The 22,746-nt window shown below is 38.9% G+C and carries 21 protein-coding genes; 17 read left to right on the top strand and 4 right to left on the bottom strand.

Annotated elements, in window-relative coordinates; all coding sequences use genetic code 11:
* Positions 1–6: 6 nt before the first annotated feature.
* Positions 7–1,197 (bottom strand): amino acid aminotransferase, encoded by a 1,191-nt coding sequence (locus tag Q4600_RS13335; protein ID WP_102527374.1) that lies wholly within the window; start codon positions 1,195–1,197, stop codon positions 7–9.
* Positions 1,198–1,591: 394 nt separating this feature from the next.
* On the opposite strand from Q4600_RS13335, the gene aroA reads away from it, so the two are divergent.
* The 11 genes from aroA to Q4600_RS13280 all read left to right on the top strand — a co-directional run bounded on the left by aroA (position 1,592) and on the right by Q4600_RS13280 (position 12,680).
* A complete protein-coding gene (aroA, locus tag Q4600_RS13330; RefSeq protein ID WP_303516863.1) occupies positions 1,592–2,872 on the top strand; it encodes a 3-phosphoshikimate 1-carboxyvinyltransferase in 1,281 nt (426 codons plus the stop codon).
* Between the two features lie 182 nt (positions 2,873–3,054).
* Positions 3,055–3,732 carry a (d)CMP kinase gene (cmk, locus tag Q4600_RS13325; protein WP_229368742.1) on the top strand — a complete coding sequence of 226 codons (678 nt, stop codon included), beginning with the start codon at positions 3,055–3,057 and terminating at the stop codon, positions 3,730–3,732.
* Positions 3,733–3,824: 92 nt separating this feature from the next.
* The gene (gene rpsA / locus Q4600_RS13320) at positions 3,825–5,513 is read left to right on the top strand and encodes a 30S ribosomal protein S1 (protein ID WP_277868760.1); all 1,689 of its coding nucleotides are present in this window, start codon (positions 3,825–3,827) and stop codon (positions 5,511–5,513) included.
* A gap of 78 nt (positions 5,514–5,591) precedes the next feature.
* Complete coding sequence (gene ihfB / locus Q4600_RS13315; protein ID WP_229368741.1) at positions 5,592–5,879, top strand: integration host factor subunit beta; 288 nt, start codon at positions 5,592–5,594, stop codon at positions 5,877–5,879.
* Positions 5,880–6,022: 143 nt separating this feature from the next.
* Entirely contained in the window at positions 6,023–6,310 is a 288-nt protein-coding gene (locus tag Q4600_RS13310; RefSeq protein ID WP_229368740.1) for a lipopolysaccharide assembly protein LapA domain-containing protein, read from the top strand.
* 1 nt (position 6,311) lies between these two features.
* Positions 6,312–7,472, top strand: coding sequence for a lipopolysaccharide assembly protein LapB (gene lapB, locus Q4600_RS13305; RefSeq protein WP_102527368.1), 1,161 nt, complete (start codon positions 6,312–6,314; stop codon positions 7,470–7,472).
* A 130-nt stretch (positions 7,473–7,602) separates the two neighbouring features.
* Positions 7,603–8,298: an orotidine-5'-phosphate decarboxylase gene (pyrF, locus tag Q4600_RS13300; RefSeq protein ID WP_102527367.1), complete on the top strand. Its 696-nt coding sequence runs from the start codon at positions 7,603–7,605 to the stop codon at positions 8,296–8,298.
* A 53-nt stretch (positions 8,299–8,351) separates the two neighbouring features.
* Entirely contained in the window at positions 8,352–9,182 is an 831-nt protein-coding gene (locus Q4600_RS13295; RefSeq protein ID WP_303516861.1) for an SDR family oxidoreductase, read from the top strand.
* Positions 9,183–9,207: 25 nt separating this feature from the next.
* On the top strand, positions 9,208–9,759 hold the full coding sequence (locus Q4600_RS13290; RefSeq protein ID WP_229368736.1) for a DUF2058 domain-containing protein: 552 nt from the start codon (positions 9,208–9,210) through the stop codon (positions 9,757–9,759).
* Between the two features lie 151 nt (positions 9,760–9,910).
* Positions 9,911–10,723 carry a CLCA_X family protein gene (locus Q4600_RS13285; protein ID WP_303516858.1) on the top strand — a complete coding sequence of 271 codons (813 nt, stop codon included), beginning with the start codon at positions 9,911–9,913 and terminating at the stop codon, positions 10,721–10,723.
* A gap of 199 nt (positions 10,724–10,922) precedes the next feature.
* On the top strand, positions 10,923–12,680 hold the full coding sequence (locus Q4600_RS13280) for an acyl-CoA dehydrogenase family protein (protein ID WP_303516856.1): 1,758 nt from the start codon (positions 10,923–10,925) through the stop codon (positions 12,678–12,680).
* 121 nt (positions 12,681–12,801) lie between these two features.
* Here Q4600_RS13280 and dacB read toward each other — a convergent pair whose 3' ends face one another.
* Entirely contained in the window at positions 12,802–14,292 is a 1,491-nt protein-coding gene (dacB, locus tag Q4600_RS13275; RefSeq protein ID WP_303516855.1) for a D-alanyl-D-alanine carboxypeptidase/D-alanyl-D-alanine-endopeptidase, read from the bottom strand.
* A 416-nt stretch (positions 14,293–14,708) separates the two neighbouring features.
* On the opposite strand from dacB, the gene pssA reads away from it, so the two are divergent.
* The 5 genes from pssA to Q4600_RS13250 all read left to right on the top strand — a co-directional run bounded on the left by pssA (position 14,709) and on the right by Q4600_RS13250 (position 19,752).
* Complete coding sequence (pssA, locus tag Q4600_RS13270; protein ID WP_303516853.1) at positions 14,709–16,022, top strand: CDP-diacylglycerol--serine O-phosphatidyltransferase; 1,314 nt, start codon at positions 14,709–14,711, stop codon at positions 16,020–16,022.
* A gap of 205 nt (positions 16,023–16,227) precedes the next feature.
* Positions 16,228–17,052: a tRNA-uridine aminocarboxypropyltransferase gene (locus Q4600_RS13265; RefSeq protein ID WP_229368798.1), complete on the top strand. Its 825-nt coding sequence runs from the start codon at positions 16,228–16,230 to the stop codon at positions 17,050–17,052.
* A 78-nt stretch (positions 17,053–17,130) separates the two neighbouring features.
* On the top strand, positions 17,131–17,454 hold the full coding sequence (locus Q4600_RS13260) for a hypothetical protein (RefSeq protein ID WP_102527360.1): 324 nt from the start codon (positions 17,131–17,133) through the stop codon (positions 17,452–17,454).
* A 35-nt stretch (positions 17,455–17,489) separates the two neighbouring features.
* The gene (locus tag Q4600_RS13255) at positions 17,490–19,472 is read left to right on the top strand and encodes an ATP-dependent DNA helicase RecQ (RefSeq protein ID WP_303516850.1); all 1,983 of its coding nucleotides are present in this window, start codon (positions 17,490–17,492) and stop codon (positions 19,470–19,472) included.
* A gap of 1 nt (position 19,473) precedes the next feature.
* Complete coding sequence (locus Q4600_RS13250) at positions 19,474–19,752, top strand: hypothetical protein (RefSeq protein WP_303516848.1); 279 nt, start codon at positions 19,474–19,476, stop codon at positions 19,750–19,752.
* Positions 19,753–19,808: 56 nt separating this feature from the next.
* Here Q4600_RS13250 and eco read toward each other — a convergent pair whose 3' ends face one another.
* Positions 19,809–20,378: a serine protease inhibitor ecotin gene (gene eco / locus Q4600_RS13245; RefSeq protein ID WP_303516846.1), complete on the bottom strand. Its 570-nt coding sequence runs from the start codon at positions 20,376–20,378 to the stop codon at positions 19,809–19,811.
* A gap of 369 nt (positions 20,379–20,747) precedes the next feature.
* Here eco and Q4600_RS13240 point away from each other — a divergent pair, with 369 nt between their 5' ends.
* Positions 20,748–21,722 carry a GGDEF domain-containing protein gene (locus Q4600_RS13240; protein ID WP_303516930.1) on the top strand — a complete coding sequence of 325 codons (975 nt, stop codon included), beginning with the start codon at positions 20,748–20,750 and terminating at the stop codon, positions 21,720–21,722.
* A 132-nt stretch (positions 21,723–21,854) separates the two neighbouring features.
* On the opposite strand, the gene Q4600_RS13235 is transcribed toward Q4600_RS13240, so the two are convergent.
* Positions 21,855–22,604 (bottom strand): hypothetical protein, encoded by a 750-nt coding sequence (locus tag Q4600_RS13235; RefSeq protein ID WP_303516844.1) that lies wholly within the window; start codon positions 22,602–22,604, stop codon positions 21,855–21,857.
* Positions 22,605–22,746: the final 142 nt, after the last annotated feature.

The raw sequence follows: 22,746 nt of genomic DNA, 5'->3' as shown, positions 1-22,746 counted from the left end.
TGTTGATTATAAAATTGTCGCGATTGATTTAGCCAGATAATCAACGTTTGCTTCACTGATACCAGCAATACTCATCCGGCTTGAACCTACCATATAAATACTGTGTTGCTGCTTAAGCGTTTCTACTTGTTCAGGGTTAATACCTAAGAAGGAGAACATTCCTTTTTGTTTAGCAATGAAGCTGAAATCTTGCTCAACACCGTTTTCAATTAACTTACTCACCAGCATTTGACGGTTGCCGTTAATGCGATCGCGCATGACTGTTAATTCATTTAACCATGCTTGTTTTAACTCTGGATTTCCAAGTATGGTCTCAACCAATGCTGCTCCGTGTGCTGGCGGCATAGAGTAGATACAACGCACAACATACAGTAGAACAGAAAAAGCAACGTTTGCAGCTTGGCTATTATCAGCGACAATAGTACATGCGCCAATACGCTCACGGTATAAACCGAAGTTTTTAGAACACGAACTACATAAAATCATTTCCTCTACAGCCGCAGCCATCTGGCGAACGCCATAGGCATCTTCATCGACACCATCACCAAAACCTTGATAAGCCATATCAATCAGCGGTGTAAAGCCTTGCTGAGCTGTGATGCTAATTACTTCATCCCATTGCGATTGAGTTAAATCCATTCCACTCGGGTTGTGACAACATGCATGCAATAAAACGACGTCATCTTTATTGATTTGTTTTAATGCATCGACCATTTGATCAAATTTAAGGGTTTTAGTGTCATAGTCATAATAAGGATAGGTTTTAACCGTTAAGCCAGCAGCTTCAAATAGGCCAGTGTGATTGGCCCAAGTTGGATCGCTAACCCAAATGACGGCATTGGGATTACAACTTTTAATAAATTCAGCTGCCACTCTCAATGCGCCAGTACCGCCAGGTGTTGACACTGTGCGAATACGATCAGCAAGCAATGCTGTATGACTTTGTCCAAATGCAAGTTCAGACATTAATTGATTAAACGACTCTGATCCGGTTGGGCCAATGTAGACTTTGGTGGTTTCAGTTTCTGTACGCATTTTTTCTGCTGTTTTTACACATTCCAGAATGGGTGTGTGACCCGCTGGATCTTTATAGACGCCAACACCTAAATCTATTTTCTGTGAGTGATTATCTTGGCGGTATTGAGTTAGCAAACCTAAGATTGGATCGGCTGGCATAGCAGTTAATGTTTTGAACATGACTGTTGACCTTATTTATTATTCAGTTTTAGTAGGATTAACTTAAGGGTAACGTAGATTAAATACTGAATGAAATGCCTTTTTTTTAATAACACCAAAAAGCTTATTTTTATGAGCCGAAAGTTTACAGTTTACGGTTCAATAGTGCAGAACAGGCTCTGACTTTAAGTTAAACAGGCTGTTTTTCATTCATTTTATTCAAGTTGGCTTAAAAACAGTAAATAAATGTCATATTTCCCTTGAATCATGGGCTGCAATCAGTAAATTTGTAGGCAAGAATAATTATTCAATTTGATAGTGCCCAAATCGTATAGATAAATTGACAAAGCTGTCTTTATCTTTTGCCTTCAGTCATTCTCGCGTTTAGCTAGAAATCATTTAAGAAGAATCGCTAATGAAACAATTGCGTCTAGAACCCGTTAACAAAGTAAATGGTGTCGTTAATATCCCTGGCTCAAAGAGCATATCAAATAGAGCATTATTGTTAGCTACGCTAGCAAAAGGGAAAACAACCCTGACAAATTTATTAGATTCAGACGATATTCGCTATATGTTGGCATCATTAAAGCAATTAGGCGTTGAGTACCAATTGTCTGAAAACAACACCGTGTGTGAATTAGAAGGTTTAGGCAAGCCATTAAGTGCTCAGCAATCACAGACTTTATTTTTAGGTAATGCAGGCACGGCAATGCGCCCATTATGTGCAGCGCTTACGTTAGGTTCAGGTGAGTTTACCTTAACAGGTGAACCTCGCATGGAAGAAAGACCTATTGGAGATTTAGTTGATTCGTTACGTCAGTTAGGTGCAAATATAACTTACCTGAAGAATGATGGCTTTCCACCTTTAACTATCAATGCTGACGGCTTAAATGGCGGAGAAGTTGAAATCGCAGGTGATTTATCTAGTCAATTTTTAACGGCATTATTAATGGTTGCCCCATTAACTAAAGACACAGTAAACATAAATATCAAGGGCGAGTTAGTTTCAAAGCCTTATATTGATATTACCATTGCATTAATGGCTCAGTTTGGTGTTGAAGTCATTAATCATGATTACCGCCGTTTTGAAATTCAAACTGGTCAGCAATATGTTTCACCGGGCAAAGTGCTTGTTGAAGGTGATGCATCATCAGCTTCTTATTTTCTCGCTGCTGGTGCAATTCAAGGTGGTGAAGTTAAAGTTACTGGTGTTGGTAAATTAAGTATTCAAGGGGATGTGAAATTTGCAGATGTACTTGAAAAAATGGGTGCAGACATTGAGTGGGGTGATGATTACATTATTGCACGCCAAGCAAAGCTAACGGCTGTTGATTTAGATATGAATCATATTCCTGATGCGGCAATGACCATCGCGACAGCTGCGTTATTTGCAGAGGGGACCACACGTATAACAAATATTTACAATTGGAGAATTAAAGAAACTGACCGCTTATCAGCTATGGCAACTGAACTCCGTAAAGTCGGTGCCACTGTAGAAGAAGGTCATGACTTTATTGCTGTTACTCCGCCAGCTGAGTTAAATACTGCAGCAATTGATACTTATAATGATCATCGTATGGCAATGTGTTTTTCTATGTTAGCCTTTGCTGACTGCGGGATTACCATCAATGACCCAGATTGCACGTCTAAAACATTCCCTACCTATTTCGCTGAGTTTGCTCGTTTAGCTCAATAAGGCTGTTGATTTTATCGACCAATTAAATGACGGCAGTCAATATACTGCCGTTGTTTTGATCTGGTTAGTGAACTTACAAAATACTCCAGTTTTTTCATCAAAATTGTTATACAATGCCGCCCGCTCATTTTGATGAACCTTTTTATACTTTCATGGAAGATTGTTTTTTTTCGGAGGAATTTATGTCTGAACGTGCTCCAGTAGTCACAATCGACGGACCAAGCGGTGCAGGGAAAGGGACCATATGTCAATTAGTCGCAGAGAAACTAGATTGGCACTTATTAGATAGCGGTGCTATCTATCGCGTATTAGCCCTTGCTGCGATTCATCACAATGTTGAATTAGAGAATGAAGAAGCTATTACCTTACTTGCTGCTCATTTAGATGTGCAGTTTTTAACAGGTACTGAACAAGTTAAAGTGATTCTTGAAGGCGAAGATGTATCTACCAGCATCCGTACTCAAGAATGTGGCAATGCAGCGTCAAAAATTGCTGCATTCCCTCGTGTTCGCGAAGCATTATTGCGTCGTCAGCGTGCTTTTAGTAACACACCTGGTTTAGTCGCCGATGGCAGAGACATGGGGACGGTCGTTTTTCCTAATGCTCCAGCTAAGATTTTCCTTACTGCATCAGCAGAGGAAAGGGCGCAGCGACGCTATAAACAGTTGCAGGACAAGGGCTTCGATGTTAATATCGATCGCCTTTTATCTGAAATCATTGAACGTGATGACCGCGATATTAATCGTTCAGTCTCACCTTTAGTGCCTGCAGATGATGCGCTAGTGATTGATACTAGTGGTATAGGTATTAATGAAGTGCTTGAGCTTGTGCTTGAACACATCAATAAAAACTTAACGTAATTTCTTAATTCTGAGAGATTATGAAACAACATTTATATCACGGATGATGTAAATAAATTAATTGACTCCACATCCAGGATGGATGGTGGTTTATAAAAGAAAGTAATCATAAAATGACTGAATCTTTTGCTGATCTATTTGAACAATCCCTAAATGAACTTGAGTTCCGTCCTGGTTCTATCGTACGTGGTGTAGTTGTACGCATCGAAAACGGTACTGTACTAGTTGACGCTGGTCTTAAGTCTGAAAGCCCAATTTCTGCTGACGAATTCAAAAACGCTCAAGGTGTTTTAGAAATCGCTGTTGGCGACGAAGTTGATGTTGCACTTGACTCTGTTGAAGACGGTTTCGGTGAAACTCAATTATCTCGTGAAAAAGCGAAACGTCACGAAGCTTGGATTGTTCTAGAAAAAGCTTACGAAGATGCTGAAACTGTTATCGGTATCATCAATGGTAAAGTTAAAGGTGGTTTCACTGTTGAATTAAACGGTATCCGTGCCTTCTTACCAGGTTCTCTAGTAGACGTTCGCCCAGTTCGCGATACCGCTCACCTAGAGTACAAAGAATTAGAATTCAAAGTTATCAAACTTGACCAGAAGCGTAACAACGTTGTTGTTTCACGTCGTGCTGTTATCGAATCAGAAAGCAGTGCAGAGCGTGATGCTCTTCTTGAGAACCTTCAAGAAGGTCAAGCAGTTAAAGGTATCGTTAAGAACCTTACTGACTACGGTGCATTCGTAGACTTAGGTGGCGTTGACGGTCTTCTACATATCACTGATATGGCTTGGAAGCGTGTTAAGCACCCATCTGAAATCGTTAATGTTGGTGACGAAATCAACGTTAAAGTTCTTAAGTATGACCGTGAGCGTACTCGCGTATCACTAGGTCTTAAGCAACTTGGCGAAGATCCATGGTTAGAAATCAGCAAGCGCTACCCAGAAAGCACTCGTCTTACTGGTCGCGTAACGAACTTAACTGACTACGGTTGTTTCGTTGAAATCGAAGAAGGCGTTGAAGGTCTTGTTCACGTTTCTGAAATGGATTGGACTAACAAGAACATCCACCCATCTAAAGTTGTTAACTTAGGTGATGAAGTTGAAGTTCTAGTTCTAGACATCGATGAAGAACGTCGTCGTATTTCTCTAGGTCTTAAGCAATGTAAGACTAATCCATGGGATGATTTCGCTACTCGTTTCAACAAGGGCGATAAAGTTTCTGGTAAGATCAAGTCTATCACTGACTTCGGTATCTTCATTGGTCTTGACGGCGGCATCGACGGTCTTGTTCACTTATCTGACATTTCTTGGAACGGTACTGGCGAAGACGCTGTATCTGAGTACAAGAAAGGTGACGAAATCCACGCAGTAGTTCTTTCTGTTGACCCTGAGCGTGAGCGTATCAGCTTAGGCGTTAAGCAAACTGAAGACGATCCTTTCAATGCTTACTTGGCAGACAAGAAGAAAGGTACTATTGTAAATGGTGTAGTTACTGCTGTTGACGCTAAAGGCGTTACAATTGAACTAGCTGAAACTGTTGAAGGTTACCTTCGCGTTGCAGATATCTCTCGCGAGCGTATCGAAGACGCATCTACACAATTCTCTGTAGGTGACAAAGTTGAATCTAAGTTCATGGGCGTAGATCGCAAGAACCGTTCTATCAGCTTATCTATCAAAGCGAAAGATGAAGCAGATGAGAAAGAAGCAATGGCAACTATTAACAAGCAAGATGATGCTGTTATTAGTAATGCAATGGCTGAAGCGTTTAAAGCAGCTCGTAAGTAATAAATCGCCTGTTGTGTGGGAAACGTACTTTGTTTCCCATTAGGCGACTGTGTTTGGCTTGATAATAGAGGGTATAGGATGACGAAATCCGAACTGATCGAAAAACTTGCCACTAGGCAGTCGCAGCTGTCGGCGAAAGAAGTGGAAAGTGCTATAAAAGAAATGTTAGAGCAAATGGCGACAACATTAGAAGGCGGTGATCGCATAGAGATCCGTGGCTTTGGTAGTTTTTCACTTCATTTCCGTGCACCACGTGTTGGCCGTAATCCTAAAACTGGAACCTCAGTTGACTTGGAAGGCAAATATGTACCGCACTTTAAGCCTGGCAAAGAACTGCGTGAACGTGTCGATGCGGTTAATCAATGATTAACGCTTGATTAAAAAGCCTCCTTTTGGAGGCTTTTTTGTATCTAATGCTCAGCAAAGCTGGTTAGTTGACTAAAATTCTTGGATAATCATTATATTGGTAAATTTCGATCTTATCTTTCACAGATAGAATGGAGCTGCACGTGAAATCTTTTATTGCCATTGTCATTGTTGGTTTATTCTTTGTTCTTGCGCTACTTTTTGGTGCTAAGAATGAGCAAATTGTTACTGTCAGTTATTTTATCGCTGAAGGACAGTATCGATTACCTGTTGTCCTCGCGGTTGTATTTTTAGCCGGCTTCATCATTAGTTGGTTATTTGCTGCTTATTATATTGTTAAGTTGAAAATGGTCGTTAGAAAAAGGAACAAAACTATTGCTCAACTAACGAACAATATTTCTGAGCCAACTGTACAGGATACCGTCGCGTAATATGCTAGAAATCCTCTTTCTGTTGTTACCTATAGCGGCTGGTTATGGCTGGTATATGGGACGAAGAAGTATACGACAGAATCAAAAACAGCAAAGTAAAAAACTCAGTAGAGACTATTTTACTGGGCTTAATTTTTTACTTTCAAACGAATCTGACAAAGCAGTCGATTTGTTTATTACCATGTTAGATGTCGATGATGAAACCATTGATACTCACCTTTCATTAGGTTCGCTTTTTAGAAAACGCGGCGAAGTCGACCGCTCCATCAGAATTCATCAAAACTTAATTGCCAGACCTAGCTTAACCACAGAACAACGTGATATTGCTATGATGGAGTTGGGTAAAGATTATTTAGCGGCTGGTTTCTACGACAGAGCTGAAGAAATATTTTTAAACCTTGTTAGTCAAGATGATCATAGTGAAGAAGCTGAAACTCAGCTGATCTCTATTTATCAAGTTACCAAAGAATGGCAGAACGCCATTAACATCACTAAAGGTTTAAGCCGCAAGCGTCAGCAAGTTTTAAAATCAATTACAGCCCATTTTTATTGTCAGCTTGCTGATGAATCTACAGATGGCGCTGAGAAAATCAAATTACTACAACAAGCAATTAAACTCGATGATAAATGTGGTCGTGCTTGGTTAACTTTGGCAAAAATTTATCTCGATTCAAATCAAGTTAATTTATGTAAAAAAGCTATCTTGGAACTAAAACTAGCTGATATTGAATTATTTTCTGATGCCATTGGTGTTGCAAAACAAGTCTATCGCGACACAAACGACGCTGAAGGTTATCAATCCTTGTTACAACAAGCCCTAGAGGCAGGCGCTGGGGCAAGTGTCATTATTGCACTAGCAAAACACATGATTGAACAAGGTAATACCAAAAATGCTGAAAAGATGGTGTTAGATCATCTTTACCGTCACCCAACGATGAAGGGTTTTCAGCATTTAATGCAACTACATATCAAACAAGCAGAAGATGGCCAAGCTAAACAAAGTTTATCTATGCTTGAAAAGTTAGTTGAACAACAGATTAAATTTAGACCCAGTTATCGTTGCTGCTCATGTGGTTTCCCAGCGCACAGTTTGTATTGGCATTGTCCGTCTTGTAAAGAATGGGGCAGCATCAAACGTGTTAAAGGCTTAGACGGAGAATAACGCCAGAGCATGGCAATATGCGTGGCCAAAGGTAACAACGATAACCGATTAAAACATTGGGTTACCAATCAAACATTTCATTTAATACCCTATAGCTGAAATGCGTTAATAAACACCTTACGGAGTAAACATGGCAGATAAACCGATTGTAGTAGCCTTAGATTATGACAATAAAAATGAGGCACTATCACTGATTGATAAGCTTGATCCATCTATGTGTCGCCTTAAAGTAGGCAAAGAAATGTTTACTTTATTTGGACCACAATTGGTAAAAGACATCCATGATCGTGAATTCGATTTATTTCTAGATTTAAAATTTCATGATATTCCTAATACTGTAGCAAAAGCCGTGTCTGCAGCAGCGGACCTTGGTGTTTGGATGACGAACGTCCATGCAAGTGGTGGGTTAGCGATGATGCAGGCAGCAAAAAATGCATTAGGCAATTATGGTAATGACGCACCTTTGCTAATCGCTGTAACAGTATTAACGTCAATGAGTGATGAAGATTTATCATTATTAGGGATAAATGTTCCTGCATCTGAACATGTTAAACGTTTAGCTGCGCTAACACACCAAGCTGGTCTTGATGGCGTTGTGTGTTCAGCTCAAGAAGCCACTATGCTTAAAACAAGCTTTGGTAAAGACTTTAATCTAATCACTCCAGGTATTCGCCCTGTTGGTGCTGATGTTGGTGATCAACATCGCGTAATGACGCCACCGAAGGCGATTGCTGCGGGCTCTGATTATTTAGTGATTGGTCGCCCAATTACTAAAGCAACCGATCCATTAGCTTCATTACATCAAATCGTTAATTCATTAACGTAATCATGTAGATATTGAACAATATTCTAATAGTATCACCTAAGCAGGAGTGCATAATGTTTGATTATCATGGAAAGAACGTTGTTGTTATTGGTGGTACAAGTGGCATTAATCTTGGTATTGCTTGCGCTTTTTCTCAGCAAGGGGCAAATGTTGCTGTTGCCAGTCGCAGTATTGAAAAAGTGAGTGCTGCTGTAGATGCTTTAAAGTCAGCTAACCCTCGAGGTCAGCACATAGGCGTGAGTTTTGATGTCAGAGATCCTGAAGCTGTTGCTTCGGGTTTTTCAGAGATTGAAGCACAGTTCGGCCATATTGATGTGTTGGTCAGTGGCGCTGCAGGAAACTTTCCAGCACGAGCGAAAGATTTATCGGTAAATGGCTTTAAATCGGTTATGGATATTGATTTACTTGGCAGCTTTCAAGTGATTAAACAAGCATATCCATTATTGGTGAGAGGCATAAAAGAGACTGATGGCAAAACGTCTGCCAGTGTCATTCAAATTTCAGCACCTCAAGCCTATGTGCCAATGGCGTTACAAGTGCACGTATGTGCAGCAAAAGCGGGTGTTGATATGCTGACACGTACCTTAGCCATAGAATGGGGCGTTGAAGGTATTCGAGTCAATTCTATTGTGCCGGGTCCTATCGCAGAAACTGAAGGTTTTGATCGCTTAGCACCGAGTAAAGCATTAAAATCTATGATAGCTGATAGTGTGCCGCTTAAACGTAACGGACAAAAACAAGATATTGCCAATGCTGCGTTATTTCTAGCATCTGACATGGCTTCATACATTACCGGAACAATATTACCTGTCGATGGTGGTTGGTCATTAGGTGGTGCAGGTGCTGCAATGGATGCATTAGCAAAACATTTACCTGAACAGTAATACAATTTTTTTAAAGGTGATTTAAATGGCCAACGCATTGCAAGAGCAATTGCTAAAAGCAGGACTCGCGAGTAAGCAAAAAGCGCGAGACGTTAAAACTCAAAAACGTAAACAGAAAAAAGCCAAGGTCGATGACGGCAGTGCTGATTTGAAACAGCAAATTGCAGATCAAAAGTTAGCGCAAACAGAAAAAGATCGCGCTTTAAACGAGAAACGATTTGCAGAGGCGAGTGAGAAAGGTCAAGTTCGTGGTCTTATTACCGAGTTTAATAAGTTTGCCATTAGCATCCCTAAAGATGCTGAAATCAAATTTAATTTCACTATGAGCACTAAGATTTTATCTATTTACGTAACAGAAAAGCTGCAAGGTCAGTTATTATCTGGCGCTGTAGGTATCGTACGCCACGAAGATAAGAGCTACCTTGTACCTCACAAACTGGCTGAGCGTGTAAACTTATTGGTACCTGAGTGGTGTGGTTATTTATGGGAAGAAAATACCAATACCCAAACTGAACAAGTTGAACAAGCAGATGATCCATACGCAGATTATGCAATTCCTGATGATTTAATGTGGTAAACACGGAGTAAACTCTCATTATTCAAATGATGTGTTTAATGGCTAATTCGTTTATCTAAATCATAATTATTAAAGCCTCTTTACGGGGCTTTTTTATTGCTTAAATTTATAATTAAATACCATTTCATTCATGCTTTACTAGGTAATCATCGTGCTTAAAAAAACTCACTACTATAGAAATGGTGCTGATTACCGAGAAGGGCAGCAAGCCAATTTTATTGATATCAAACATACTTTTGGTTTGAGGCATATTAGTGTCGGCAAATGGGTTACTAGAGAAGAGTCTGACATTGCAGCTAATCTAGTTTTTGATTCATTAGCTGATTTATCACAGATATTACAAGTGCCTACAAGATTACTGGGGTTGCGACAAACATTGAACTTGTTATTTGGCCGAGGTGGTCAAAAAGGCGTGCAGGCTCATTATTCCCCGACCACGAAAGAACTAGCTTTAGCTAAAAATGCAGGTGCAGGAGCTTTAGCACATGAGTTCTGGCATGCATTTGATCATTACATTGTTGATAAGGCTTTTGATGTTGGTAGCAATATGAGGAGTTCCCATTCTGCCTTTAGCGTTAAATACAGTTGTGCATCTGATTTATGGCTCAAAGATGTGTTGTTAAAACCTCACCAACTAAATGACAAACTGTCAGCGTTATTTAAATTGGTATTGTTGAGTGATGACGGCAAGAGTGCAAGTGATTATGTGAACAAGGCTATCGCCATTGATAAGCAGCAAGGAAGTTACTATTTTTCTAAACCTACAGAGCTAATGGCAAGGGCATTTGAGGCTGCAATTGAATCAGACGGTCATATTTATAACCAGTATTTGGTCTCAGGGACATTAGATACCGATACTGTTTCAAAAATGATATATCCCTCTATGGAGCATCGCAAACAGATCATGGCTTGTATTATAGATTATTTTGCATTGCTGGGTGCTGCTTACGAGCAACAGCAATAAAAGTTACTTATCTAATATCGTTCTCATTTTATCAATAAAACCCTGCTAATTATCTAAGATAATTGACAGCAGTTATCTTTCCAAAGTGCTTTTAGAAATATCCTTTTTTTATGTGGTTAACATGCGATTGAACTTGTGTTTATTGCGACTTTTGTATAAATTGAAACAACTGTTTTAATTATCTGTTTAAGAGTCTGATATGAACCCTTACCAAGCACCTTTAAAAGACATGCAGTTTTTATTAGAAAATGTCTTCGACGCCACCAATACTTGGCAAAACATGCCTGCTATGGCTGAAATGGTCGATATGGACACTGCTGTCGCTATTTTAGATGAAGCGAGCAAGATAAGCCGTGACCTAATTCAACCTATTAACCGAAATGGGGATGAACAAGAAGTCAGACATATTGATGGTAAGGTCATCACGCCGGATGGGTTTAAAGAAACTTACCAGCAATTTTCAGAAGGTGGTTGGGTAGGACTTTGTGGTGAGCCAGGTTTTGGTGGCATGGGAATGCCGAAAATGCTTGGTGTATTAGTTGATGAGATGAATTACAGCGCCTGTAACTCATTTACTTTATATAGTTCACTGACTGCTGGCGCCGCATTATGTATTAATGCGCACGCAACAGAAGAGTTAAAAGAAAAATATTTACCTAATCTTTATTCTGGCCAGTGGTCAGGTGCAATGGACATGACTGAGCCGCAAGCGGGTTCAGATTTACGTAACATTCGTACTAAAGCTGAACCTCAAGATGATGGCAGTTACTTAATTTCTGGTAGCAAAATTTTCATTACCGGTGGCGATCATGATTTAACAGAAAACGTTATTCACTTAGTATTGGCTAAATTGCCTAACTCCAGTGGTATATCTTTATTTTTAGTGCCTAAAATCAATGTTAATGATGACGGTTCATTAGGTGATTCTAATGGGGTGACTGTTGGTTCTATAGAACATAAAATGGGCCTTAAAGCATCTGCCACATGTGTGATGAATTACGACAATGCCAAAGGTTTTTTAGTTGGTAGAGTCGATCGTGGCTTGGTGTGTATGTTCACTATGATGAACTATGAGCGCTTGGCTATTGGTATTCAAGGTTTAGGCAGTGCTCAAGGTGCTTATCAAATGGCTGCCGACTATGCTAAAGAACGTGTACAAGGCGTCGCAGCAGGAGGGTCAGCAACTGGCGCTACTGCAGATCCAATTATTGTGCATGGCGATGTACGTCGTATGCTATTAACAATCAAGTCAATTACTGATGCGGGTCGTGCATTATCAGTGTTTACTGGTAAACAACTTGATTTGGCCAAGCACAGTGAAGGTGATGTTAAAGCAAAAGCGACAAAATATGTTGGCTTATTAACACCAGTTTCTAAAGCCTTCTTAACTGACCGTGGTTTAGACGCTACAATCATGGCGCAACAAGTATTCGGTGGTCATGGTTATATTCGCGAAACGGGTATAGAACAATTTGTCCGTGACACGCGAATAGCGCAGATTTATGAAGGAACAAACGGCATTCAGGCTATCGACTTTTTAGGTCGTAAAGTCACAGGTGACAATGTCGCAACGTTAACTAGTTTCGTTGCTGAGATTAACCAAGAGTTAGCCGGTTTTGAACATGTGTCTGACGCTGACAAAAAGGCGATCAGCTTGCGCTTTGATAATTTACTCACCATTGCAAATCACATCAATGAGCATAAATTAACTCAGCCAGCATTAATTAATGCCAGTGCGGTTGATTTCTTAGATGCATTTGGTTTTATCCTTTACGGTTATTACTCATTGCTGATGGCTGAACGTTCACAAGGTCATGAAGATCAAAGTTTTGCGCAACAAAAACAATTTGTGGCAAAGTTCTATATGGACAAAGTTCTGCCTAAAGCGGATTTCCATATTGCGCAGGTTAGTCAAGGTGATGATGCTATTATGGCAATGCCTGCAGACTTGTTTTAAATTATCGACTTGTAAGCACTTATCAGAAAAAAGCACCTTAATTTAAGGTGCTTTTTAGTATCTACAATAAATAAGCTTAAGCAGCAATTTGCTTGATAGCGCAAAGACCGATACTTAAGGTTTAAGGCAAATCATTCAACGTTTGCAGCAAAAGGGCACTAAAAGGTGCCAGTCTGGCTTTTTTTGCTTTAGGGCTTAAGCCGTTTTCTATGATGACAAATGCGTATTGCTTACCATTATCTGCATCTAAATATCCTGCCAAGTTTTCTACGCCCATCATAGTGCCGGTTTTAGCGGCCACTTCACTCTTTAACGGTGGTTGATTGAAATATTTTTTGTATTTGAGGGTACCAGACTCACCAGAAACGGGTAGTAATGTTTCTAGATAGTTTAATTGCTCGTCTGTTTTGATTAGTTGTAATAGCGCCATCATTTGATGGGCTGTAATAAGGTTGTAACGTGACAAGCCAGAGCCATCGACAATGTTTGCTTCAATATAAGGTAAACCAAGTTCTAGCATTATATGCTCAATGGCTTTTGCTCCGACTAAAAATCCATCTTTAGGTACAGTATTATTCCACTGTATCTCATCTAAAGGGGCTGCTTGCTCAGTTCGTAATTGCTTTTGGTATTGAAAAAAATACTGTCTGCCAATTTGTTTTAATAAACTGTCAGCAATTAAATTATCAGATTTTTGTAACATGGTTTTTAATAAAACGGGTAGCGGTTTTGATTGATGTGTTGCAATGACTGTTTGTGGCTGATTAACCTTTGATACAGTGTTAATACTAAGATAGTTAATCTTGTTTTGTTGGAGTAAATCTTCAATTACCCCTTTGCTGTATAAACTCGGATCGTTTACTGCTATCGCTAATCGAATGGATTTGTTGCCTGGGTAACAACCATCAATTTGATAATGGTTATTATCAAATCGTTGCATATGCAATTCACAAAAATGTTTTTGTGCTTCTTTTACATCAATGGTTTGATCAAACTTAGCTGTTGATGTCATCGTGATTGGATAAATTGATTTAATTGAAACGGTAGACGCCACTTTAGACGGCGTCAGCGTCGCTTTAACGCAATTTCTATCAATAATGTAATTTGACACCGGCGCCGCATAACAAATGCCTAAATCGTCCCAAGCCCAGCCTGGTGCGCGAGTTTGTTTAGACTCTTCTGCAACTAGATATACATCACCGCTAATATTACTGATCCCTTTTTGCTTTAATTGCTGGATGAGCGCATCGAGGTGTTTACGTTTTAGGGTTGGATCCCCTTGAAAGTGGATATACAGGTTACCGTTTAAGACATTGTTATTGATAACACCGTCATGAGTCATTTGGGTTTCATAATGAAAATCTTTACCTAATTGATGGCTCGCAGCTACTGCAGTGATTAATTTCTGAATGCTAGCAGGTAACATTAAGGTATTATCATTGAGTGTATAGATGTTTTTTTGGCTTTCAACATCCCAAACACTCACTGATATCTGTGACTGTGATGGGCTGATGATATTCATCATATTAGTTAAATAGTCATTTGCTAACACTGGAAAACTCATTGCCAGAATGACTACCGCAAAGGATAAGGCTCGAATAGGAAAAGGCATAATTAGATACAATCAATATAGGTAAAGTTAAAATACGTCATTTACGTGTGGTTTACATTAAAGATCTTTGCTTGTGGCTGAGAAATAGTCGATTTTACAGAAAATATTGGGTCACCTTCGTGAGTAAATCGTTAGCGTTTAAGCCCAAATATATTAATTGTTTCTCATAAACTAACCAAACACGTGTTTAAGTTGAGAAAAACCTTGCTCGAACGCAGTTAAGTCGGTAATTTCTATCTCCAATTATTTTAGTAAATTTGTTATTGCGTCGTTTCAGATATATCGATTGATAGATTAAGCATTTTATTGTTCAAACCTAGAATAAAAATAGGGCTGATGCTTAAATTCAATACGAATAGTCATTTAAAAACGGCGAACTCAGTGAGTAACACTGACAATCATTTAAGGAGGTTGCCTTGCTGGACAAGCTAGGTGGTATCGCATTACAAGCTGAATCATTAAAATGGTTATTAGATCCGATTCAGTTTAAAACTGAATTACTTTCACGCATCGCGAACGCGAAAAAAGCGATCTATATAGCTGCGTTGTATTTGGAAGATGACGAAGCAGGACGCGAAGTCTTAAATGCGTTATTAGCAGTTAAAGCTGCCAATCCTGAAATTAATATTGTTGTACTAGTAGATTATCATCGTGCACGTCGTGGCTTAATTGGTCATAAAGGCGATAGCGGTAATTACATTATGTACCGCAAAGCAATGGCTGAAGCTGAAGTCCCATTTGATATTCTTGGGGTGCCTGTTAAATCCCGTGAATTTATGGGCGTTTTGCACCTTAAAGGTTTCATTATCGATGATGCTGTCATCTTCAGTGGTGCAAGTATCAATAATATCTATTTCCAGCAATTTGAAAAATATCGCTTTGATCGCTATCACCTGATTGAATCTGCTGAACTTGCAAGAAGCATGACTGCATTTATTCATCAGTATTTAGTTAGCGATCCAGCGGTTTGCTCATTAACGCAAGATCGTAGTAGCGAGCAGTGCCCTGAAAAGAACGATATTCGCACATTCAAGACGCGCCTAGGGCGTTCTAAATACGAATTTGAAAGTACGCGTATTGGTAATCGTGTGACACCGCTTGTGGGGTTAGGCCGTAAAAAGAATAAGCTTAATGAAGTAGTTGTTAAGCTTGTCGATGAGTCTCAAGAGTCATTGTTTATTTGTACGCCATATTTTAATCCACCTAATGCCTTGGTGCGTGCACTGACTCGTCATCTTCGTAATGGCAAAAGTATTGATATTGTTGTCGGTGATAAAACGGCTAACGATTTTTATATACCACCTGAAAAAGAATTTTCTACCATTGGTGCATTGCCGTATATGTACGAGCAATCGTTACGCAAGTTTGTTAAGCGCCAACAATGGGCTGTTGAAAATGGTCAGCTTAGGATCCACCTTTGGAAAAATGGAATTAATAGTTACCATTTGAAAGGGATCAGTGCTGATGGCAAAAAACACCTCATCACAGGCTCTAATCTTAACCCACGGGCTTGGGCTTTGGATCTAGAAAATGGCTTACTACTGCATGATGAATCTGGTGCTTGGAAGGTCAATTTTGAAGCTGAACAAGATCTGATTCTTACCCACACTGAGAAGCTGTTTCATTACAGTCAAATTGAAACTTTACAGAAATATCCAGTTCCTGTGAAAAAAATTATGACTAGAATTAAACGCTTAAAAGCTGATTTTTTACTACGTAGAATATTATAGCTAGGAAAAAATCATTCATCACCTTAATTGGTGATGAATATTTTTGAACGTAAATGTAAACGACTGCATCTATTTGTGTTTAATACACTATCATTTGATACTAAGATAATTATGTATCAAGCAAGCATGATAATTTTCCTTAATAGCAAAACTATAGCTGTCCTTAAGTCATTCCCATATTGCGATAGAAAGAGAGTCCAACATGTTGGCGATACCACCTGAGCAGCAACATGCTGTTCATCGTCTGTACCAATACAGAAAATCAATTTCAACAAAACCTTTTGCAGCTAGAGGAATGAAGCTTATTCGTTGCCCATGGTGTTTATTAGGAGAGATTTTCTGTACCTGTGAGCATAGGCAGTATCTCAACACGTCAGCTAGCTTTATGTTGATCATGTATGATGACGAAGTATTAAAGCCGACAAATAGTGGTCGTCTCATTGCTGATACCGTGCCTAATACCAGCGCTTTTCTTTGGTCGCGTAAAGATCCCAATAAGCAAATGATTGAGATGATTAATGATGCTCAATATCAGCCTTTGTTAATTTTCCCCGCTCAATATGCACAAGAAGGTCAGCAAGTGGTAGAGCATATTGATCAACTATCAGTGTGCAAGCAGTCAAACATTGATAATGCAGTTAATGCTTCTTTAGCGCATCAAGCTGATAAGCCTAAAAAAATACCGTTACTCATTTTACTGGATGGTAGCTGGCGCCAAGCGATTAAAATGTTTCGCAAGAGTCCATACCTTCATGATTTACCTTTGCTATCTTTTAATCCGGAAACCTTAGCCACTTATGAATTAAGAAAGGGCAGTCATGACTTTCAGTTGTCTACCGCTGAAGTTGCTGCATTAGCGTTTAGTGCAATAGATGAACCTAAAAATGGTGAGGCATTATCATCTTGGTTTGAATTATTTGTGGAGTCCTCTTTGCTTGGGCGCAATAGACGCTTAAAAGAAGACATTGTGCCAATCGAAAACTATATTGATAAGTTTAAACAAGCTATGATAATAGCCAAAGAAGGCTAGTTTTTCTTTTTAACTTAATTGATTTTTGGATAATTTGTAAATCAGTTCAATTGTTTACGCATAGGATGCGCGCTTAGTATGTTTGATAATAAATTAATTGTTCTTTACCGTTTAGAGCCAGGTTGTTTAGGACCAGATGGTATAGATCACATTGATACCTTTTGTAATCTTGCTCAGCAAACGTTAGCTGCGTTTGATACAGACAGTTGCCAGTGGTTACTTGAACCTCGTTTTAATAAACAATTAGACGAAATGGCTTATTGTTTAGCCAATAAAATGCTCACTCGCGCGCAAGCTGCAAAATATTTACAGCGCTTTGGTCATGACCTTGAACAAGTACAAGAAGTGTTTGAAGATAAACTGACTGATTTAATCAATCAATATATTGCTCGTAAGTCGTAAGCGTTCGACTGCTTTCAATCAATAAAGGCGTCGACATGCAACAGCCAAGTTCTCACATATCTACAACAGCCTCAGCATTAACTGCGTTATTAAAACAACAATTTGGTTTTGATCAATTTCATGAAGGGCAACAAGCTGTCATTGAACATATATTGTCAGGGCATTCTTCTTTAGCCATTTTTCCAACGGGTTCTGGTAAGTCACTATGCTATCAATTTAGCGCACTGCAGCTTGCTAATGTAACGTTAGTGATTTCGCCACTGTTGGCCTTAATGAAGGATCAAATAGCTTTCTTACATAGTAAAGGAATTAGTGCAGCGAGTATTGATTCAAGTTTGACCTATGAACAAAGCCAGCAAGTGATGCGTGATGTGCGTAGCGGGCAGACTAAAATATTAATGGTGTCTGTTGAACGTTTTAAAAATGAACGCTTTAGGCAGTTTTTATCTTCAATTACTATTTCGTTATTGGTTGTTGATGAAGCGCACTGTATCTCTGAGTGGGGTCACAATTTCAGGCCTGACTATTTGAAAATTCCTGTTTATTGTCAGGAGTTCGCTATTCCTCAAGTATTGCTATTAACAGCAACAGCAACTGCCAAAGTAAAACAGGATATGGCTAAGCGGTTTAATATATTGCCTCAGCAAGTGGTTCAAACAGGGTTTTATCGAGCTAACCTTGATATCAGTGTATTACCCGTTTTAGAAAGTGAAAAAAATACCAGCTTGAGCCATTGCGTCAGCCAGTATAACGGTGCGGGCATTATATACGTGACTTTGCAAAAAACGGCTGAGGATGTTGCGCAGTACTTAACGACTCAAGGCTTTCAGGCCACGGCTTATCATGCGGGTCTTGAATCTGATACTCGAAATCAGATCCAACATCGTTTCATGAATGGCGAAATCAATATTATTGTCGCTACCATTGCTTTTGGCATGGGGATAGATAAAAGTAACATACGCTTTGTTATCCATTATGATTTACCCAAATCGATTGAGAATTACAGCCAAGAAATTGGCAGAGCTGGGCGTGATAATGGTTTGTCGCATTGTGTCACTTTAGCAAACAAAGATGGTCTCAGTACCATAGAAAACTTTGTTTATGGTGATACTCCAGAACCGAGTGCCATTGCCAAATTAATTCAGCATATCACCGCTGAAGTGGATAATGGCCGCTGGGAAATGCAAGAATCTAGTATATCCAGTAGTTGCAATATCAAGTTATTGCCGCTTAAAACCTTATTGGTTCAACTTGAATTAGCCAAGGTCGTTAAACCTAGTTTTGCTTATTTTGCTGAGTTTAAGTATCAATTTCTAGTTGATAAACATCAATTACTTGCAGGCTTTGATGAGCAAAGGCAGACATTTTTAAATCAAATTTTTGAACATACACGTTTTAAGAAGGTTTGGGGTCAACTAGATTTTGATAGTTTATATCAAGCTTATGGGGCTGAAAGGCAGCGTGTGGTTGCAGCATTAGAGTATCTTGCAGATAAGCAGATGATCTTATTAGAGACCAAAAAAATTATACAAGTTTTCGAAGTAAACCCTGCAGCGCTAGTGCAAAAAGATCTCATTGGTCAGTTATCAGATTACTTCCAGAGCAATGAAGTCAAAGAAATCGCTCGTTTAAATCAATTGTTAGCTTTTTTTGAATCACAAACCTGTATTACAGCGCGGTTAGCGCATTACTTTGACGATAATGCGGCGCCTTCGCAGTGTGGTCATTGTAGTGTTTGTCGTGGAAAACCGGCCATTTTGCCGCAAAAAGCCATAGCACCCATCGAAAACTTAACCGACATCCAAGCACATTTAGACAGCTTTAATCAGCACATGCTAACGAAAGGGCATCTATCTGTTTCAGTATCTGTGCAAGCTAAGTTTTTGGCAGGTATGACCGTGCCTATATTCGCCAGAATAAGAGTGAAACAGTTACCGGGTTTCGGTTATTGTAGTGAGTATCGTTATCAAGATATCGTTAACTGTATCGACAAATATAACCAAAATGGAGCGCACTAAAATGAAGAACAAAGCAGTTGAGGGCTTGCTAAAGAAACATGAAAAACTTAATCATTTAGAAGGCGTTAAAGTTATCTCTCACATACAAAGAGAGAAAGAAGAGTGGGTGCTGCATACACTTATGATAGACGGTTATGACGTTCCATTTAAATTTAAGCGACCTAAAAAGTATAAGTCGCTTAAAGATCAATTAGTGAGCCTTATTTACTACAACGATGAAGAAGCGGTTGCAGGTTTTACCATAGAAGTAATGCAAGTGGTGCGGGTTAAACGTTATTAACATGTTTTTATCTGCCAATCAGTAAGTTAACCTACACCGCGAGCACCAATCCTGTTTTATTGATTACCTGTGTATTGGTAATCACTTTTGACTTGCCAAATACGGTAACGAAGTTCGGCACCTTCAGGCAAATAAAAGACCTTAGGTAAGCGGCTGTCATAATCAATTGTAATACTTTCCCCTAGCGTCACAAATTTTGCTGTTTTAGGCTCGCGACACATCATCATTGTACTTGGCCCATCGGTCAATTTATCAAGTGTATAGTAACTATAACCCCAACCTTGCAGGTTTTGCTTTACAATTTCGCCCATCAATCGATGTTGATTACAGTCGACCATTTTGTTTTGACCAATCTGAATTTCCACTTTATAACTCGCTTCATCGTCACGTTTAGAAAGCGATAATATATGCTGTACTTGGTTCTCTGTAGGCTTAGGAAACATTTTAGCTTGTTCAATTTCTTGATAGCTCTCTTGTGTAAATGAATGACTTGAAATCATGTTAGGGCGCTCAAATTGATTCGGCACAGGACTAGTCGCTACAGATGAAAATGACATAGTGGCAATGGCGCCAACTGCAGACAACTTGATTAGATTTTTAAATGCGCTGTTAAGACTAATTTTCATATGGATTCTCACTTGTAAAATGCTAGTGTATTACTGGTATCTAAAACCTTGTTATAGATATAAACGGTTTGGGGTTCAAAAAGGGTTTTATTTTTTTATTTATTTTTAATTCACGAGGATTTTACGATAAGCACACCCCATGAAAGCTTAAAATATCTTTTATATTCAATGTTTTTCATTTTATATATTAAATTCCATTGCTTAAATAAATAATTTTAATACACTGGTGAAGTATACTTTTTATGTGTATTGCTAAAGCGACTTGTAGGTCACTAGTGCAGATTGACTGTTTCGAAATATGATTCTCACATTGATGAATAGGATGTTCTCTTGAATACTAATCTTGAAAATTCTGCACAAATATTACGTATGGCTGTGCCGCAAATGTCAGCGTTAAACATTCCTGTCACGCCTGAAAATTATGCCATTTGGTATCAATACTATTCAGAAACCAATTTGAGTTTAAAGCGTGCGATTGATGGTCTTCTTGCTAATGAGGTTGAATTTACCCCTTCAGTCAATCAAGGTTTATACAATAACTTCATACAAGAGCAATCGCCTGAAGTGATTGAGAATGTCCAGATTGAAACCCAGCTACTCATTAATAGCTTAGTGAATCGCATTAATCAGTTTGCTTCTGGTACCGATGACTTCTCAAGTAATCTCTCACATTTTAATCAAGAGCTTCAAACAGAGCTTAACCCTCAAACACTGAATGAACTAGTCGTTAATATTAGCTCAGAGATAGAGCAGGTCATCTCTAATAACCAATCAATGAAAGCCGATATTGAAACTTTAGGGGACGAGTTGAGCCAACTTAAAGAAGAGATGGATAACCTCAGTAAAGTCGCTATGACCGATGAGCTCACCTCCTTAAATAATCGCCGCGCCTATGAAATATTTTCAACGGAACAAGTCAGCTTATTCACTCAAAACCAAATACCTTGCAGTTTACTGATGGTTGATATTGATCATTTCAAAGCATTTAATGATACCCACGGACACTTAGTGGGTGATAAGGTCTTATCATTTGTCGGCTTTGCATTAAAACAGTCAGTGAAAGGCAATGACTTTGTCGCGCGTTATGGTGGTGAAGAGTTTGTTGTTCTTTTACCTAACACAGAATTTAAAGATGCATTTACTGTTGCTGAAAGTATAAGAGAGCGTATTGCCGCGCGGCAATTAACGATTGGCAAAGAAAAAAAACAGCAACTAGGTAATATTACCGTGTCGATTGGACTTGCCAATATTCAACCAGGGGATGATTCTGAAACCTTATTAAAACGCGCAGACGATATGTTGTATCAAGCAAAATCATCTGGCAGAAACTGTGTGAAAGGCTAATAAACTAAGCGTCCAAACTAGTATGAATGTTATGACTGTCATCATTGACGCTTATCTAAATTTTACTACTGTCTAACACTGACGGCCAATAAGTACAATTGTAGTTATTGGCACTTAATGTCGACAGTTTAGTTAAACTGCAAATACATTAATTAACTCAATCCAATCTTTTTCTAATTGACTAAATGTTTTCCCCGTTAAGGTGTGTGGCTCGTCACCTTGGTATAATTTTAAATAAATATCTAACCCGTAACGCTCAATGATAAATTGCGTAAATGCACCTTCTTGCAGATATGCGAGCTTCCTAGCGGTTCCAGTTTTTGCTGAATGCCTAATATCTTCTGCTTCAGTCAGTGAAATCAAACTCCCATATTTTGCTGATTGCTCTGCAACAGCCCTATATAAGTCAGTGCCAAAATCTGGATATTCTGGTGTTCCACCAAAGCGATGCTGTAAAAACACGGCAAGGCCGTCATCATAAAAACGATCTTCATATCCATTTTTCTTTTGTTTTCTAAATGCACTAACGGCATAAACGTGAGTCAATTCATGGATAATAGCCATACCAGAGTGTTCAGACTGGCTATCTGAAAAAGCAGCTAGGACTCTTTTTTCGGGGATATGTATTGTGTTCCAATCTTGGTAAGGCGTGCGTCTTTTTTTGGAAACATAAATAATGAGATGCTCGTTAATCGGAGTTCCAACATAGACCGAAGACTGCTGTAAATAAGATAGAACGACTTCTCTATTTTTATCAACACGGTTTGCTAACTGCTTTATGGTGTTAATAGAAATGTTTTTATCGTATTCAATGGTGAAGTTTTCCGTTTGATAGCTTTCTGCATTAACAATCAATGAAACTGTACATAGCAAGCCAATCATGCATTTTCTAATCATAGTACTGTCAAATTCCGTTTTGATTTAAATTCGTTATATCCTTGCCCAAACTGAACAGAAATTCATGCTATTACATTCGCGTTCAGCCGTTTAGAGCCTGTTGAGTCACTCTTAACTCAATCGTGTT

The sequence above is a fragment of the Shewanella sp. 2_MG-2023 genome, from assembly GCF_030548905.1.
GTDB classification, from domain to species: Bacteria; Pseudomonadota; Gammaproteobacteria; order Enterobacterales; family Shewanellaceae; genus Shewanella; species Shewanella electrodiphila.
Note: the sequence above shows the minus strand (reverse complement) of the source record. Positions and strands in the feature narration are given on the sequence as shown.

Coding starts and splice junctions, on each gene's coding strand:
- Q4600_RS13335 (WP_102527374.1), bottom strand. CDS start 1,197: ATGTTCAAAACATTAACTGCTATGCCAGCCGATCCAATCTTAGGTTTG.
- aroA (WP_303516863.1), top strand. CDS start 1,592: ATGAAACAATTGCGTCTAGAACCCGTTAACAAAGTAAATGGTGTCGTT.
- cmk (WP_229368742.1), top strand. CDS start 3,055: ATGTCTGAACGTGCTCCAGTAGTCACAATCGACGGACCAAGCGGTGCA.
- ihfB (WP_229368741.1), top strand. CDS start 5,592: ATGACGAAATCCGAACTGATCGAAAAACTTGCCACTAGGCAGTCGCAG.
- lapB (WP_102527368.1), top strand. CDS start 6,312: ATGCTAGAAATCCTCTTTCTGTTGTTACCTATAGCGGCTGGTTATGGC.
- pyrF (WP_102527367.1), top strand. CDS start 7,603: ATGGCAGATAAACCGATTGTAGTAGCCTTAGATTATGACAATAAAAAT.
- Q4600_RS13295 (WP_303516861.1), top strand. CDS start 8,352: ATGTTTGATTATCATGGAAAGAACGTTGTTGTTATTGGTGGTACAAGT.
- Q4600_RS13290 (WP_229368736.1), top strand. CDS start 9,208: ATGGCCAACGCATTGCAAGAGCAATTGCTAAAAGCAGGACTCGCGAGT.
- Q4600_RS13280 (WP_303516856.1), top strand. CDS start 10,923: ATGAACCCTTACCAAGCACCTTTAAAAGACATGCAGTTTTTATTAGAA.
- dacB (WP_303516855.1), bottom strand. CDS start 14,292: ATGCCTTTTCCTATTCGAGCCTTATCCTTTGCGGTAGTCATTCTGGCA.
- Q4600_RS13260 (WP_102527360.1), top strand. CDS start 17,131: ATGTTTGATAATAAATTAATTGTTCTTTACCGTTTAGAGCCAGGTTGT.
- Q4600_RS13255 (WP_303516850.1), top strand. CDS start 17,490: ATGCAACAGCCAAGTTCTCACATATCTACAACAGCCTCAGCATTAACT.
- Q4600_RS13250 (WP_303516848.1), top strand. CDS start 19,474: ATGAAGAACAAAGCAGTTGAGGGCTTGCTAAAGAAACATGAAAAACTT.
- eco (WP_303516846.1), bottom strand. CDS start 20,378: ATGAAAATTAGTCTTAACAGCGCATTTAAAAATCTAATCAAGTTGTCT.
- Q4600_RS13240 (WP_303516930.1), top strand. CDS start 20,748: ATGGCTGTGCCGCAAATGTCAGCGTTAAACATTCCTGTCACGCCTGAA.
- Q4600_RS13235 (WP_303516844.1), bottom strand. CDS start 22,604: ATGATTGGCTTGCTATGTACAGTTTCATTGATTGTTAATGCAGAAAGC.